Source organism: Clostridium sp. (genome assembly GCF_021443865.1).
In the GTDB taxonomy this organism is placed as follows: domain Bacteria; phylum Bacillota; class Clostridia; order Clostridiales; family Clostridiaceae; genus Clostridium.
Genome location: NZ_JABUTB010000055.1, coordinates 1 through 13,638, shown reverse-complemented (window position 1 = coordinate 13,638; position 13,638 = coordinate 1). Strand labels below are relative to the sequence as shown.

Annotated in this window: 15 protein-coding genes; 14 read left to right on the top strand and 1 reads right to left on the bottom strand. The window is 32.8% G+C overall.

Features of this window, described 5'->3' with window-relative positions; all coding sequences use genetic code 11:
* The 3 genes from tpiA to HUJ77_RS10510 form a co-directional block, all read left to right on the top strand.
* The coding region (gene tpiA, locus HUJ77_RS10520) for a triose-phosphate isomerase (RefSeq protein WP_291708541.1) at positions 1-507 on the top strand (507 nt) is incomplete at its 5' end.
* 322 nt (positions 508-829) lie between these two features.
* Positions 830-2,356 (top strand): 2,3-bisphosphoglycerate-independent phosphoglycerate mutase, encoded by a 1,527-nt coding sequence (gene gpmI / locus HUJ77_RS10515; RefSeq protein ID WP_291708540.1) that lies wholly within the window; start codon positions 830-832, stop codon positions 2,354-2,356.
* A gap of 148 nt (positions 2,357-2,504) precedes the next feature.
* Positions 2,505-2,657 carry a hypothetical protein gene (locus HUJ77_RS10510; protein WP_291708539.1) on the top strand — a complete coding sequence of 51 codons (153 nt, stop codon included), beginning with the start codon at positions 2,505-2,507 and terminating at the stop codon, positions 2,655-2,657.
* Between the two features lie 152 nt (positions 2,658-2,809).
* On the opposite strand, the gene HUJ77_RS10505 is transcribed toward HUJ77_RS10510, so the two are convergent.
* Positions 2,810-3,574 carry an SDR family NAD(P)-dependent oxidoreductase gene (locus tag HUJ77_RS10505; RefSeq protein ID WP_291708538.1) on the bottom strand — a complete coding sequence of 255 codons (765 nt, stop codon included), beginning with the start codon at positions 3,572-3,574 and terminating at the stop codon, positions 2,810-2,812.
* 244 nt (positions 3,575-3,818) lie between these two features.
* Between HUJ77_RS10505 and HUJ77_RS10500 the strand changes: the two genes are divergently transcribed.
* From HUJ77_RS10500 to HUJ77_RS10450, 11 genes are all read left to right on the top strand, one after another.
* Complete coding sequence (locus tag HUJ77_RS10500) at positions 3,819-4,685, top strand: DegV family protein (protein WP_291708537.1); 867 nt, start codon at positions 3,819-3,821, stop codon at positions 4,683-4,685.
* Between the two features lie 110 nt (positions 4,686-4,795).
* A complete protein-coding gene (locus HUJ77_RS10495; protein WP_291708536.1) occupies positions 4,796-5,389 on the top strand; it encodes a protein kinase in 594 nt (197 codons plus the stop codon).
* A 333-nt stretch (positions 5,390-5,722) separates the two neighbouring features.
* Positions 5,723-6,175 carry a PTS sugar transporter subunit IIA gene (locus HUJ77_RS10490; RefSeq protein WP_291708535.1) on the top strand — a complete coding sequence of 151 codons (453 nt, stop codon included), beginning with the start codon at positions 5,723-5,725 and terminating at the stop codon, positions 6,173-6,175.
* Between the two features lie 20 nt (positions 6,176-6,195).
* Positions 6,196-6,480 (top strand): PTS sugar transporter subunit IIB, encoded by a 285-nt coding sequence (locus HUJ77_RS10485; protein WP_291708534.1) that lies wholly within the window; start codon positions 6,196-6,198, stop codon positions 6,478-6,480.
* A gap of 27 nt (positions 6,481-6,507) precedes the next feature.
* Entirely contained in the window at positions 6,508-7,791 is a 1,284-nt protein-coding gene (locus HUJ77_RS10480; RefSeq protein ID WP_291708533.1) for a PTS ascorbate transporter subunit IIC, read from the top strand.
* Between the two features lie 74 nt (positions 7,792-7,865).
* On the top strand, positions 7,866-8,621 hold the full coding sequence (locus tag HUJ77_RS10475; protein ID WP_291708532.1) for an aldolase/citrate lyase family protein: 756 nt from the start codon (positions 7,866-7,868) through the stop codon (positions 8,619-8,621).
* A 10-nt stretch (positions 8,622-8,631) separates the two neighbouring features.
* Positions 8,632-9,288 carry an SIS domain-containing protein gene (locus HUJ77_RS10470; protein WP_291708531.1) on the top strand — a complete coding sequence of 219 codons (657 nt, stop codon included), beginning with the start codon at positions 8,632-8,634 and terminating at the stop codon, positions 9,286-9,288.
* Positions 9,245-10,138, top strand: a complete 894-nt coding sequence (gene dapA, locus HUJ77_RS10465) for a 4-hydroxy-tetrahydrodipicolinate synthase (RefSeq protein ID WP_291708530.1) — start codon at positions 9,245-9,247, stop codon at positions 10,136-10,138. The genes HUJ77_RS10470 and dapA overlap by 44 nt, the downstream gene beginning before the upstream one ends.
* A gap of 15 nt (positions 10,139-10,153) precedes the next feature.
* Positions 10,154-10,636: a hypothetical protein gene (locus HUJ77_RS10460; RefSeq protein ID WP_291708529.1), complete on the top strand. Its 483-nt coding sequence runs from the start codon at positions 10,154-10,156 to the stop codon at positions 10,634-10,636.
* 42 nt (positions 10,637-10,678) lie between these two features.
* On the top strand, positions 10,679-11,314 hold the full coding sequence (locus HUJ77_RS10455) for a ketohydroxyglutarate aldolase (RefSeq protein ID WP_291708528.1): 636 nt from the start codon (positions 10,679-10,681) through the stop codon (positions 11,312-11,314).
* Between the two features lie 115 nt (positions 11,315-11,429).
* Positions 11,430-13,535 (top strand): BglG family transcription antiterminator, encoded by a 2,106-nt coding sequence (locus HUJ77_RS10450; protein ID WP_291708527.1) that lies wholly within the window; start codon positions 11,430-11,432, stop codon positions 13,533-13,535.
* The last annotated feature ends 103 nt before the right edge of the window (positions 13,536-13,638 follow it).

The window sequence follows — 13,638 nt, the reverse complement described above, 5'->3', positions numbered from 1 at the left end:
ATGTTAGAAGCTATGGGAGTTAGCTATGTTGTATTAGGACATAGTGAAAGAAGAGAATACTTCAATGAAACTGATGAAGCTTTAAACAAGAAAGTTAAAGCAGCATTTGCTCATAACTTAACTCCAATTCTTTGCTGTGGAGAATCTTTAGAGCAAAGAGAAAATGGAACAACTAATGATGTTGTTGGAGCTCAAATTAAGGCTGATTTAGAAGGATTATCAAAAGAATTAGCTGAAAAAGTTGTAATTGCTTACGAACCAATCTGGGCTATAGGAACAGGAAAAACTGCTACTAATGAACAAGCTAATGAAACAATAAAAGCTATAAGAGATGTAGTTGCAGAAATGTTCGGAAAAGAAGTTGCAGATAAAGTAAGAATTCAATACGGTGGATCAGTTAAGCCAAACACAATTAAAGATCAAATGGCTATGTCAGACATAGATGGTGCTTTAGTTGGCGGTGCTAGCTTAGTTCCAGCTGATTTCTCTCAAATAGTTAATTTCTAATTGATTAAGGAGCTGTACTACAGCTCCTTTTTATTAGGTAATAATTATTATTAAAAATATTTTGATGCAAAGGTTTACCTAAGAGTTACATTTATTGTTTATTTAAATTAAATATAGTATAATAAATATGAAATTAAAGAAAGATAATATTAAATAAGTTGTTATAAATATTTTTAAGTTAACTAAATTAATTGTTAGTTTAAAGTATGTAGGAAAGCTAGGATTTTAGCAACTTATATTAAATTTTAAAAATATATGATTTTAATTCTATATAATATTGTCAATATAATTTCAAATATAGATAGAAAATTTGGAGGGAATTATGGCGAAGAAACCTGTAATGTTAATGATATTAGACGGATTTGGAATAGCTCCAAAATCAGATGGAAACGCTGTTGAAGCAGCACAAAAACCTAATTATAATAAATTAATGACACAATATCCAAACACACAATTACAAGCAAGTGGTATGTTTGTTGGATTACCTGATGGACAAATGGGTAATTCAGAAGTAGGACACTTAAATATTGGTGCTGGAAGAATTATATATCAAGAATTAACTAGAATAACTAAGGAAATTGAAGAAGGCGGATTTTTCAAGAATGAAGCATTAACTTTAGCAATAGATAATGCAAAGAAAAATAATGCTGCACTTCACTTAATGGGATTATTATCTGATGGTGGTGTTCACTCACACATAGATCATTTAAAGGGACTATTAAGATTAGCAAAAGAAGCAGGATTAAAAAATGTTTATGTTCATGCATTTATGGATGGTAGAGATGTACCACCATCATCAGGAAAATATTTTGTAAATGATCTTGAAGAGTATATGCAAGAAATTGGTGTAGGTAAAATAGCTACTGTATCAGGTAGATACTATGCTATGGATAGAGATAACAGATGGGAAAGAGTTGAGCTTGCTTACAATGCTATGGTTCTTGGAAAAGGTGAAATGGCATCTTCAGCAGCTGAAGCTATGGAAAAATCATATAATGATAACAAAACTGATGAGTTTGTTTTACCAACTGTTATAGAGCAAAATGGAATGATTAAGAATGGTGACTCTGTAATATTCTTTAACTTTAGACCAGATAGAGCTAGAGAAATAACTAGAGCTATTAATGATAAAGAATTTACTGGATTCAATAGAGAAAGATTAAACCTAACATTTGTTACACTAACTCAATATGATAAGACTTTAGAAGGTGTAAATGTTGCATATAGACCACAAACTATAAGTAACACTTTAGGAGAATTTGTTTCAAATAAGGGATTAAATCAATTAAGAATTGCAGAAACAGAAAAATATGCTCACGTTACTTTCTTCTTTAATGGTGGAGTTGAAAAAGAATACCAAGGAGAAGATAGAGCATTAATATCATCTCCAAAGGTTGCAACTTATGATTTAAAACCAGAAATGAGTGCTTATGAAGTAACTGATGAATTAATTAAGAGAATAGATTCAGATACTTATGATATGATTATCTTAAACTATGCTAACCCAGATATGGTTGGTCACACAGGTGTTATGGAAGCAGCTGTTAAGGCTATAGAAACTGTAGATGAGTGCTTAGGAAGAGTTGCAGATAAGATTTTAGAAAAGGATGGAACATTATTCATAACTGCTGACCACGGTAATGCAGAAATAATGATAGACTTCTCAACAGGAAATCCATTTACAGCTCATACAACTGATCCAGTTCCATTTATATGGGTATCAAACAATACCGAAGGAAGAGAATTAAAAGAAGGTAAGCTAGCAGATATAGCACCTACTATGTTAAATGAAATGGGACTTGAAGCACCAGCAGAAATGACTGGAGAATGTTTAATAGTTAAAAAGTAGTAGATAATAGATAATAGAGAACGCAGCTATAGGCTGCGTTTTTTTTTATTGGAAAATATATGAAAAGAGTTTTAAAACTATGTTATAATTTATTCATTATAAAAATTAAATATAATTGTTTAATTTATAGATTATTAAGGAGATTGGTATGGGGAAAGATTTTAAAATAAGCAATCAAAATGAAGAAAGTTTGAGTGATTATATAAAAAAATTAGATGAAAAAGAAAATGGAAATTTTTGGCATGAATCTATAGAAAATATTACACTTGGATTTATGTTTACTTTATTTAGGATTTACTAATAAATTAAAGCAACAGATAGTATCATTTACAATAAAATAGATAACATAATAATTAATTACTATAATTTGAGTAAATAAAAAAGATGCTATGATAGAGTTTTATCACAGCATCTTTTTTATGTTTATATTAAATACACATTTAAATTTTGAAATTATAAAGTGCAACCGAAATCTGAAATTAATGTTTGTCCTGTAATTGCACGTGATTCATCACTTGATAAGAATAAAATAATATTTGCAACATCATCTGGCATACATGGATTAACAGTTAAATCACTATGTTTAGACATTTGTGTCATCATATTTCTATTAAGTTTTTCTGGATTCATCTGAGCTAACATTGGAGTGACAATTGTTCCTGGACATACAACATTACAACGAATATTTGTACCAGCAAAACGTAAAGCAGTATGCTTTGTTACACCAATAATTGCTGCCTTTGATGAAACATATGCAGCTCCACCACATCCATGTACACCTGCTATTGATGCTACATTTATAATAGATCCATTCCCAGTTTTCATCATTTCATTTGCAGCTTCACGAATACAATATATTGTTCCTTTGGTATTTGTATCGATTATATAATCAATATCATCATCAAGAACTGATTCTATTGGCTTTAAGCCTTCTTCTAATACTCCTGCATTATTAACTAAAACATCAATCTTACCAAAAACCTCAACTGTCTTTGCAATTAAATTTTTAACACTATCAGTATTTGATATGTCTGCTACTACTGTAAGAACTTCGCCACCAGCTTCTTTAATTTTATTAGCAACATCAATTAATTGAGCTTCACGACGAGCACTAATGACAACTTTTGCACCTTCTTTTGCAAATAACAATGCAGTTGCTGCTCCTACACCAGAATTTCCCCCTGTAACTATTGCTACCTTCCCTTTTAAACGAGCCATAATATCCTCCATTAAATCAGCGAATTATCGCCATATTGTAATTGAAGTATAACCTCTCGATAAAATATTGTCAATATACATTTTTGTAAAATTAAGGATAAATAACGCATATATAATATATGTTTAAAGATGAAATAATATTCCTTAGATAAAAATATTTTGAATATCAAATGATTTGACAAAGAAAAAAAAGGAAGATATAATATCAATAAATTTAAATAGCAATTTATAGGAGTTGTATTATATGAATATAAAATTAGTAACAGATTCTGCCTGTGATTTATCCATAGATTATATTAAAGAAAACGATATTTCATTGGCAACATTATTGGTTAACTTAAATGGAGAATTTATAGAAGATGATCTAGGACAAACTTTATCTCATAAAGAATTTTATAAAATTGTTAGAGAAGGAGCGATGCCTTCAACTACTCAAGTAAATGTAGGAACATTTTATGATATATTTTCAAAGTATGTTAGTGAAGGAAAAACTATTTTATATATAGGGGTATCATCAGCCTTAAGTGGAACTATAAGTAGCGCAATTACTGCTAAAAATATGGTTTTAGAGGAATATGAGGATGCTAAAATATATATTTTAGATTCTTTAAGTGCATCTTTAGGGGAAGGCCTTTTACTATGTAAGGCTGTTGAAATGATAAAAGATAATAGAGATATAGATGAAATAGTAAATTATTTAGAATCTATTAAAAGGAAAATTATTCATGTTATAACAGTAGATGATTTAAAACACTTAAAAAGAGGTGGCCGTATTTCAGGAACAGTAGCAACTGTAGGAGGGGTATTAGGAATCAAACCCACTTTAAAAATTGATAATGAAGGAAAAGTAGTTCCTACAGAGAAAATTAAAGGAAGAAAAAAAGCTTTAAAGTACTTATTTGGGCAACTTAAAGCAAAGGGTAAAGATATAGAAAAGCAAATAATATATATTTGCCATGCAGATTGTATTGAAGATGCATTAGAGTTGAAGAAAATGGTATTAGAAGAATATAAGGTTAAAGATATTATTATAAATCCTATAGGTGTAGTAATTGGGGCTCATGGTGGTCCAGGAACTCTTGCTATAATATTTATGGGAAATGAGAGATAATTTTAAAGGAAAAACTGAATTCATTATTAAGTGTAAAAATGTTATAAAAAGTACTAATAAATTATAATAAGTAATAATATATAATAATAATATTTTTATGGGAGAGTAATATGCCTAGAACCTATTCTTATTCAGCAGATTTTGATATTGAAACTGAAAAACTTTTTAAAGATGCTGTGTTTCTTGGAGAAGGACATAATGGGATAGTTTATGAGCTGCCAAATAATTTAGCTATTAAGATTTTTCAAGAAGCAAAATGTTGTAAGGAAGAAGGAGAAATTTTAAAAAAGGTAAATAAATCTAAGTATTTTCCAAGAGTTTATAATATGGGGAAGTTTTATATTGTAAGAGACAAGATACAAGGGAATAGATTAGATAGTTATATTAAGAAAAAAGGCTTTAGCTATGAAATTTCAGAAGGGTTATATAATTTACTAACAGAGTTTAAAAAGCTTAAATTTACTAAAATAGATGTTAGGTGTAGAGACATATATATAACTAATAATAAAGAGATAATGGTTATAGATCCTAAGCAATGTTACAAGAAAAAAGTCAGTTATCCAAGACATCTAATGAAGGGGTTAGAGAAGGTTGGGGTTTTAGAAAGTTTTTTGGAGGATATTAGAATAATTAATAATAAGACTGCGATAGATTGGGAAAAAAAATACAATCAATATTTACAAAATAAGGAATATACTTTATGAAGGATTAAGAGAGCCTAATAGGCTCTTTTTTTATACCATCAATTAATGTAATGTATTACCTCAGTGCTTTGAGTATGCTTTATAGAGGTGTTTTCTAGAAAAAATAATTGATACTAAAATATACATGTAACTTCTAAGTTTAATAAATGTACATTTATGGAACAAAAGTTAAACTCAATCATCGTTGAAAACGATTTAAAATTGTTATATTATTAATATATAGTTAATATATAGTCAATAAACAGTAAATATATAGTTAATATATATTCAATATATGGTGAATATATAGCAAATATATAGTAAATATATAGTCAATATTGTCATTCGAAGGAGGTGGAAGTTTTGCTAAAGGATATTACTAATGAAAAGTTGATGAAATTAAATATTGAAGCAAAGGACTGGGAGGATGCAGTGCGTCAATCTGCACAGCCTCTTATAGATGAAGGAAAGATTAAGCAGTCTTATGTTGAAGATATGATTGCTGGGGTGAAGGAGGTTGGGCCATATATTGTTTTGACAAAGCACGTCGCATTTCCTCATGCTAGACCAGAAAAAGGTGCTTTAGAGAATGCTATCGGAATTGCTACACTAGCTAGTCCAGTAGAATTTGGAAACAAGGACAACGATCCAGTTAAATATCTCTTTTGTCTGAGTGCTATAGATAACAACCAACATATAAATGCACTTTCAGAGCTTGCTGGTATGATTGAAGACCAGGAATTTTTCAAGGTATTAGATACTGCTAAATCTACAGAGGATATTATGAATTATATTATCAATAAATAATAAATAAAGGAGGTGTAATTATGTACAAGGCTTTAGTTTGCTGCCGTGCTGGCATGGGAAGTAGTATGCTTTTAAAGATAAAAGCAGATCAAGTTATTAAAGAAAACAATTTCCCAATCGTTACAGAACACGGTAACTTGGATTCTTTAATAGGATTCAATGGTGATTTAATTATAACAATGGATGACTTATCTAATGAACTAAAGGATAAGGCTCCATATACTTTAGGAATTCGCAATATTATGGACAAAGTAGAAATGAAAGCAAAAATGGAAGAATTTTTAGCTAGTAAAGAAGGAAAGTAAAAAAAAAGAATATAGGAGGAGAAAATAATGTTAGACGCTATTTTAGCACAATCACGTAATACGGCATTAATCATGGGATTAATAGCCTTTATAGGACTTATTCTACAAAAAAAATCTGTAACTGATGTTGTTAGTGGAACAATGAAAACAATAATTGGATTTATGGTGTTTAATATCGGTTCTAGTGCAATGTCAACAGTTGTTACAAAGTTTACAGAACTATTTAACACAGCCTTTGGAATTGAAGGGGTTACAACTCAGGTTGAGGTTGCTACAGGCTTAGCATTAAATACCTATGGTACAGAAGTGGCAATGGTTATGCTCCTTGGATTTGTAATGAATTTATTATTTGCTAAATTTACTAAGTTTAAAGCTATTTTCTTAACTGGACAACACTTTTTATATTTTGCATGTGTTATCGCATTAGTATTTATTGCTAATGGAATGCCAACCTTAGTTACTGTAATTCTTGGTGGTACTTTACTAGGATTATGTGGGGCTGCATTACCTACCTTATGTCAGCCTTTTATGAACAGGATAACTGGAGCAGACAATCTAGCTATGGGACACTTTAACTGCGTTGGTTATGCATTCTCTGGATATGTTGGAAAATTAATAGGCAAAATGGGTTCTGGAAAAGAACATAAAGATGCAAGTGATGTTAAAATGCCTAAGTTCTTCGAAATATTTAGAGACTTCATCTTCTCAGTTGCTTTATTCATGGTTGTATTATTCTACGTAGCAGTAATTGCTTGTGTAGTTACTGGAAAAATGGATGTAGTAAAAGCTTCTGCAGGAAACGATATTTGGTTTATTTATCCATTATTACAAGGATTACAGTTTGCTGCTGGTATGAGCGTATTAATTTATGGTGTTCGTCAATTCATCGCTGAAATTACAGCTGCATTCGTTGCTATTTCTGAAAAATATATACCAAATTCTAAGCCTGCTGTTGACTGTCCAGCAATATTCCCATTTGCACCAACAGCTGTATTAATAGGATTTGTTGGATCATTTATAGGTGGACTTGCTGCTATGGGATTAATGGTAGCATTTGATAGCAGTGTTATTATGATTCCAGCTGCTGGTATATGCTTCTTCTCTGGTGGAACATGTGGTATATTTGGTAATGCTTATGGTGGTTGGAAGGGTGCTTTAATAGGCTCATTCATCGTAGGTATGGCTTTAACCGGCTTACCACTAATTCTATATCCTGCTTTTGCACAACTTGGAATTGCAGGAGCATCATTCCCTAATGTTGACTACAACATTATCGGATCAATAATTAACTGGATTTTAGGATTATTTTAGATTTATCTCTTAATTAGTTAAGAGTTAGGGACAAGCGTAAACTCTTGTCCCTATTTTTAAGTAGGAGGTATTATATGGAATTAAAAGATATTATGGCACAACGTAAAATCAAAGGTGTGCTTGTAAAAGTGATTAATCATCCTGCAATGGTTATTATGGCGCAGGATTGTGGGATGGATTTTATTTTCTATGATGGAGAGCATGGCATAATTAGTGAGGAAAAACTACACGATTTGATAGTACTAGGAAATGCAGGGGGATTTTCTTCAATTGTAAGAGTGCCACAGCTTGCCAGGAGAGACGTATCTCGTATGCTAGATTCTGGTGCTGCAGGAATTATGGTTCCAATGATTGAAACCAAGGAACAGGCAGAGCAGTTGGTGGAATGGAGTAAGTATCCGCCAATAGGAAAAAGGAGCTACTCTGGAGGTGCTAATACCCATTATGGACCAAGTGGAAACCGTGGCAAAAACATGGAAGATATGAACCATAGAACCATCAGTATTGTTCAGATTGAAACCTTAAAGGGAGTAGAAAATGTGGACGAGATTCTAGAGGTTGATGGTATTGATGCAGCTGTGATTGGTCCCTGTGATTTAGGCATATCTATAGGTAATCCGGATAATGATATGAACAAAGAGGAGCTAAAGCTGATCAAAAAGGTTGCAGATTCCTGCAGAAAATATAATAAGGCTTTTGGTATTATTGGGGGCATGGAGCTTCAAAAATACTTTAAGGAGGATATTAACATCCTCGTATCTGCCATTGATACAAAAATGTTAAGAACAGCATTAACAAAAGCAGTGGAAGAATATGATAGTTTAGAGTAAAGGAGTAAACATGAAAAGAGATAATGAACAAATTAGAGAATTTCTAAAAATTGCATCTTTAGAGCTTAAGGAATTTGCTGATGGTATAGATATAGATACACTTATAGATGCAAAGAATATGATTTTGAGAGCAGAGGCAAATAAGAACCGCGTACATATTACGGGAATTGGAAAACCAGGACATGTAGCTGGCTATATTGCTTCCTTGTTATCTTCCACAGGAACACCAACCTATGAACTTAATGGAACAGAAGCAGTACATGGAAGTGCAGGCCAGGTAGTACCGGGAGATGTAGTTATTGCCATCAGCAATAGTGGTGAAACATCTGAATTGAAGGCAACAGTGGAAACCTTAAAGAAAAATGGAGCAAAGATCATTTCTGTTACTGGAAATGAAAGTTCCTGGTTGGCTAAAAAGGGAGATGTAGCCTTGATTGCTGGTGTAAAACATGAGGGTGACTCTTTAAACAAGCCACCTAGAGCATCCATTATGGCGGAAATAGTGATGCTGCAAAGCTTAAGTATTCTACTACAGAATGAAAAGGGCTTAGAACCTCATCAGTATGTTAAGTGGCATCCAGGTGGAGCACTTGGAGCAAGTATAAGAGAGGAGGAAGATAATAATGAAAATGGAAGGAATCATTACGCCAATAGTAACGCCGTTTAAAAGAGATGCAGAGGAGAGCATAAACTATGAAGCAGCAGCTGATTTAGTTAACCATCTTATTGACCATGGTGCTAGTGGAATTTTTATATTAGGAAGCAACGGAGAATTTCATGTAATTGATGAAGAGGAAAAAGTGGAATTTGCCAAGTATATTATTGAGGTGGTAAATAAGAGAGTTCCTGTATATGTAGGAACAGGATGTTGCTCCACAAGAGAAACCATCCGTTTATCTAAGAGAATGGAGGTATTAGGTGCTGATGCATTATCTGTTATCACTCCATATTTCTTAAAGCCAACAGATGAAAATCTGTATGCTCACTATAAGGCAGTGGCAGAAAGTGTAAGTATTCCAATAGTGCTTTACAACATTCCTAAGGCTACTGGATGTCCACTATCACCAGAGCTAGTTGATAGGCTAGCTGATATTGAGAACATAGAGGCAATCAAGGATTCTAGTGGCGAAGAGGATAGATTAATAGCTTATGCTGATATCTCAAAACGTAAAGGTCTGCAGCTGTTAGTAGGTAGTGACTCTAAAATTTCCTATGCATATGGATTAGGTGCAAGGGGAGCTGTTGCAGGAACAAGTAACGTTATTGTTGATATTTTAGTTGGTTTGGATAAGGCATTAAAGGAAGGTGACAGTGCTACTGCAGAAAAGTTACAGAAGGACATTGATGTACTACGTGGTGTGCTTAAGCTAGGAACAGTTCCAAGTGTTATGAAACGTGCCTGTGAGCTAGCTGGTGTTGCTGAAGTTGGACCTGCCAGAAGGCCGGTACAGGAGCTAAGTGTAGAGGATGATGTAAAAATAAAGGAAATGCTGAAATACTATGGTTTATATAAGTAGATAAGGAGGGTAATTATGAGTGAATATGTTATTAAGGAAGATAGTACGAAGCTATTATTATATACAATAGGAGATTTTGCACTCTCTCTTTTACTAATGATTTTATCTGTGCAGTTCTATATGAGAGGAAGATACCTGCTTACTTTTTTTTCAATAACTGGGATATGGTTTTCAGTAAAATACATGTGCCGTTATGGAATGAGATTAGTAAAGAAAAAAACAGTATGTAGCTTTGGTGCTAAAGAAGTGACTATTCACTCTTTACCCGGAGGTGATAAAACATTTTTATATAGAGATGTGGACGAAGTGAAGATTTTAAGTGACTGGAAGAGCATAAAAATCTTTTTTTCTGGAAAATATGTTAAACATCCATCTGGGTGGGATTATGTAGGAGTAATCTATCCTTTTAAAAGAAAAAAGTTAGAAGAGGTTGAAAAGCAAGCTACAGAGATTTTAGAAAAGCATCAGGTAAAAGTAAGTAAGGTAACTAGGAAATAAAATATATTGCAGAAGAGATTATAAGAATATAAGAGGTGTATTATGCAAAAAGTAGTAATTACAAAACGTATTGTAGATACCGGTGCCATGGCTATAGTTCGAGTGGAGACCATCCAAAGAGGTATCGAAATAGCAGAAGGACTGCTAGCTGGTGGAATTGACTGTATGGAAATCAGCTATACTTTGCCAAATGCAGCAGATGTTATTAAGGCATTAAAGGAAGAGTTTGGAGATAAGCTTATTGTTGGTGCTGGAACCGTTCTAGATTCAGAAACTGCAAGGCATGCTATCCTTAATGGTGCACAGTTTATAATTGCACCAACACTAAAAAAGGAAGTGGCTATTATATGTAACAGATACCAGATTCCTTATGCTCCAGGATGTACTTCCATTACAGAGGCTGTAGAAGGCTTAGAGTATGGAGCCGCTTTTATAAAGGCATTTCCAATATCTGATTTCTATGGTCCCAAGCTGATATCCATCTTCAAGACGCCAATACCATTCATGCCAATACTTGCAAGTGGTGGAATAAATCTAGACAATTTAAGCGACTATGTTACTCGTGGTGTGGAATGTTGTGGATTTGGGGGACTTTTAACTAAGGGTACCAAAGAAAATATAGCTGAAAATGCAAGAAAAATCAAAACTATTATCGATGAAACAAGAAAGAAGAAATAATTTCAGGTATGAATTGAGTTATAATTTTATGAGAAAATTATAACGTATCTGTCGGTTTTATGTAATGGTTGATATATCCTTGAATTGTAATGAAAGGTAAAAGAAGAGGGGTTTTATGGATAATGATATATTAATATTGATGCAGTTCTTATTAAAAAAGACATATCTTACTCTTAAAGATATCGAAGTAGGAATCAATGTTACTAGAAGACAAGCTACCTATCGAATTGACAAACTTAATATGCTGTTAAAAAGTGAAGGGGTTCCTTTGATAACCATAGATTCTACTTATGCAAAAGGGATATTAATTGACCAAAAAACAGCTGAAGCAATTAACAGGCTTCTATCATGCAGTGAACTAGAAGAGCAGTATTACTTAAGCAAAAAAGAACGATTGATTTATATGTATTTGATGATGTTTTTGAATAGGGAGTATCTTTGTCTAAATCACTTTACGGATTCTCTATCTATGAGCCGTTCCACGGTGCTTCTAGACTTTAAGGAGCTAGTACAGTACCTAGAAGAAGAGGGTATTGAGGTAAAAAACAACAGGAGAAGAGGGTATTTCCTAATTGGCTCAGAAATGCAAATTCGTCGTATAATGATGAAATATGTAAACTATGCTTTGACTGAGGATGTCAGTAGAAAAGTATTTGATATTTTTATTGATGACTATAATCTGGACAACTTTAACAGAGCTTCATTAGTTATTACTGAGCTTTCTAGGAAACATCATATCCGCTTTATTGAAGAGCGTCTAGTGGAATTTATTTATATATTTATTTTTCTAAAAGCACGTATGCAGAGTGGAGAAAATGCAGCAGATGAAATTGAACAATTGATTGATAGCAGTGTAATGATGTCTATGAAAGAATATGAATTTACACTGGATTTGCTAAAAAACTATAAGGATACGGAGAATATCAGATCTGCAGATATAAATTATATAGCCTCTTGGATTCTTGGTATTTCTTTTGGAGACATTAATGAAGAAACCAAGGACTGTATTTTAATTTCTGATATTATAGGTAAAATCATGGCACGTTTTGAGTGGCTAAGTGGTGTACGTTACAGTGATACTGAAAAAATATTCATTCAGCTTTACTCACATTTTAGGCCAGCCTATTATCGGCTGACTTTTAAGCTACCCATTTATAACCCATTATGTGAAAAAGTTAAGGAAGAATACAAAGAGATGTATCAGCTTGTAGAAGAGACCATGAAGCCATTCAATGTTATTTTCGGAGGTGAGATTCCACCGGAAGAGATTGCCTACTTAACAATGCACTTTGCTGTTATCTATACCTCTGGCAGGAAGGAACGTGAAATTGAAAAGCAAAAAACAGCCTTAGTTGTCTGTTCCAATGGAATAGGAACCTCCTTTATCCTATATAACGAGCTGACCAAGCTGTTCCCAGAATTACATTTCTTATCTCCAATGGACTCTGTGAATTTAGATAAAATATCTGAGCATGTAGATATAATATTTGCAACTAACTATATATCAAATAGTATTAAAACTGATATACCGGTGATTAATGTACGTCCAATAATGAGTATTACAGAACGCTATCAGGTTATGCGTGAGGTATATCTTCAGATTGGTTGTAAATCATTAAAGCAACCAAATGTAGACATGGTTATGAGCATTATATCAAAGTATACAGACATCAGAGAGGAAAATTCACTATATAATGAACTACTTACATATTTTTCAAAGACTCATACTATTAAAAATGAGGACTGCAAGAAATTACATCTTGTAGACATAGTTAGGCCTTCAATTATCAGCCTCGGCATAGAAGCAAGTGACTGGGAGGACGCGGTGAGAAAAGCTTATGAGCCTATGGTTAAAGAAGGTTTCATCACATCTAACTATGTTGAAGAAACTATAGCCAGTATAAATATAGTAGGACCATATGTTGTTATTACCAAACATGTGGCTTTGTCACATATCAATTCACAGGCAGGAGCACTAGGCCTAGCCATGGGAATCGGTACACTAAAAAAACCAGTTTGTTTTGGTAATAAGGAGAATGACCCAGTAAAATATATATTCAGTCTCAGTGCTATAGATAACGAAACACATTTATGTGCTATGTCAGAGTTTGTGGAATTATTAAATGATAAAAAGTTCTATGAAATGTTAGACAAAGCACAGGACTCACAAGAGGTTATGAAGTTCATAGAGCGCAGCGGTGCTGGGGAACATACACATTAGTTATGACTTCTGTGTTAAATAGATTTATAATAATGGACTCCATATCTAAACTTGACCCTGTCAAGTAGACAATAGGAAAAAAGACTCTTCATTATGCGGCATG

Excerpts from the sequence above, each read along its gene's own strand:
- gpmI (WP_291708540.1), top strand. The coding sequence starts at position 830 with ATGGCGAAGAAACCTGTAATGTTAATGATATTAGACGGATTTGGAATA.
- HUJ77_RS10510 (WP_291708539.1), top strand. The coding sequence starts at position 2,505 with ATGGGGAAAGATTTTAAAATAAGCAATCAAAATGAAGAAAGTTTGAGT.
- HUJ77_RS10505 (WP_291708538.1), bottom strand. The coding sequence starts at position 3,574 with ATGGCTCGTTTAAAAGGGAAGGTAGCAATAGTTACAGGGGGAAATTCT.
- HUJ77_RS10500 (WP_291708537.1), top strand. The coding sequence starts at position 3,819 with ATGAATATAAAATTAGTAACAGATTCTGCCTGTGATTTATCCATAGAT.
- HUJ77_RS10495 (WP_291708536.1), top strand. The coding sequence starts at position 4,796 with ATGCCTAGAACCTATTCTTATTCAGCAGATTTTGATATTGAAACTGAA.
- HUJ77_RS10485 (WP_291708534.1), top strand. The coding sequence starts at position 6,196 with ATGTACAAGGCTTTAGTTTGCTGCCGTGCTGGCATGGGAAGTAGTATG.
- HUJ77_RS10480 (WP_291708533.1), top strand. The coding sequence starts at position 6,508 with ATGTTAGACGCTATTTTAGCACAATCACGTAATACGGCATTAATCATG.
- HUJ77_RS10475 (WP_291708532.1), top strand. The coding sequence starts at position 7,866 with ATGGAATTAAAAGATATTATGGCACAACGTAAAATCAAAGGTGTGCTT.
- HUJ77_RS10470 (WP_291708531.1), top strand. The coding sequence starts at position 8,632 with ATGAAAAGAGATAATGAACAAATTAGAGAATTTCTAAAAATTGCATCT.
- dapA (WP_291708530.1), top strand. The coding sequence starts at position 9,245 with ATGAAAATGGAAGGAATCATTACGCCAATAGTAACGCCGTTTAAAAGA.
- HUJ77_RS10460 (WP_291708529.1), top strand. The coding sequence starts at position 10,154 with ATGAGTGAATATGTTATTAAGGAAGATAGTACGAAGCTATTATTATAT.
- HUJ77_RS10455 (WP_291708528.1), top strand. The coding sequence starts at position 10,679 with ATGCAAAAAGTAGTAATTACAAAACGTATTGTAGATACCGGTGCCATG.
- HUJ77_RS10450 (WP_291708527.1), top strand. The coding sequence starts at position 11,430 with ATGGATAATGATATATTAATATTGATGCAGTTCTTATTAAAAAAGACA.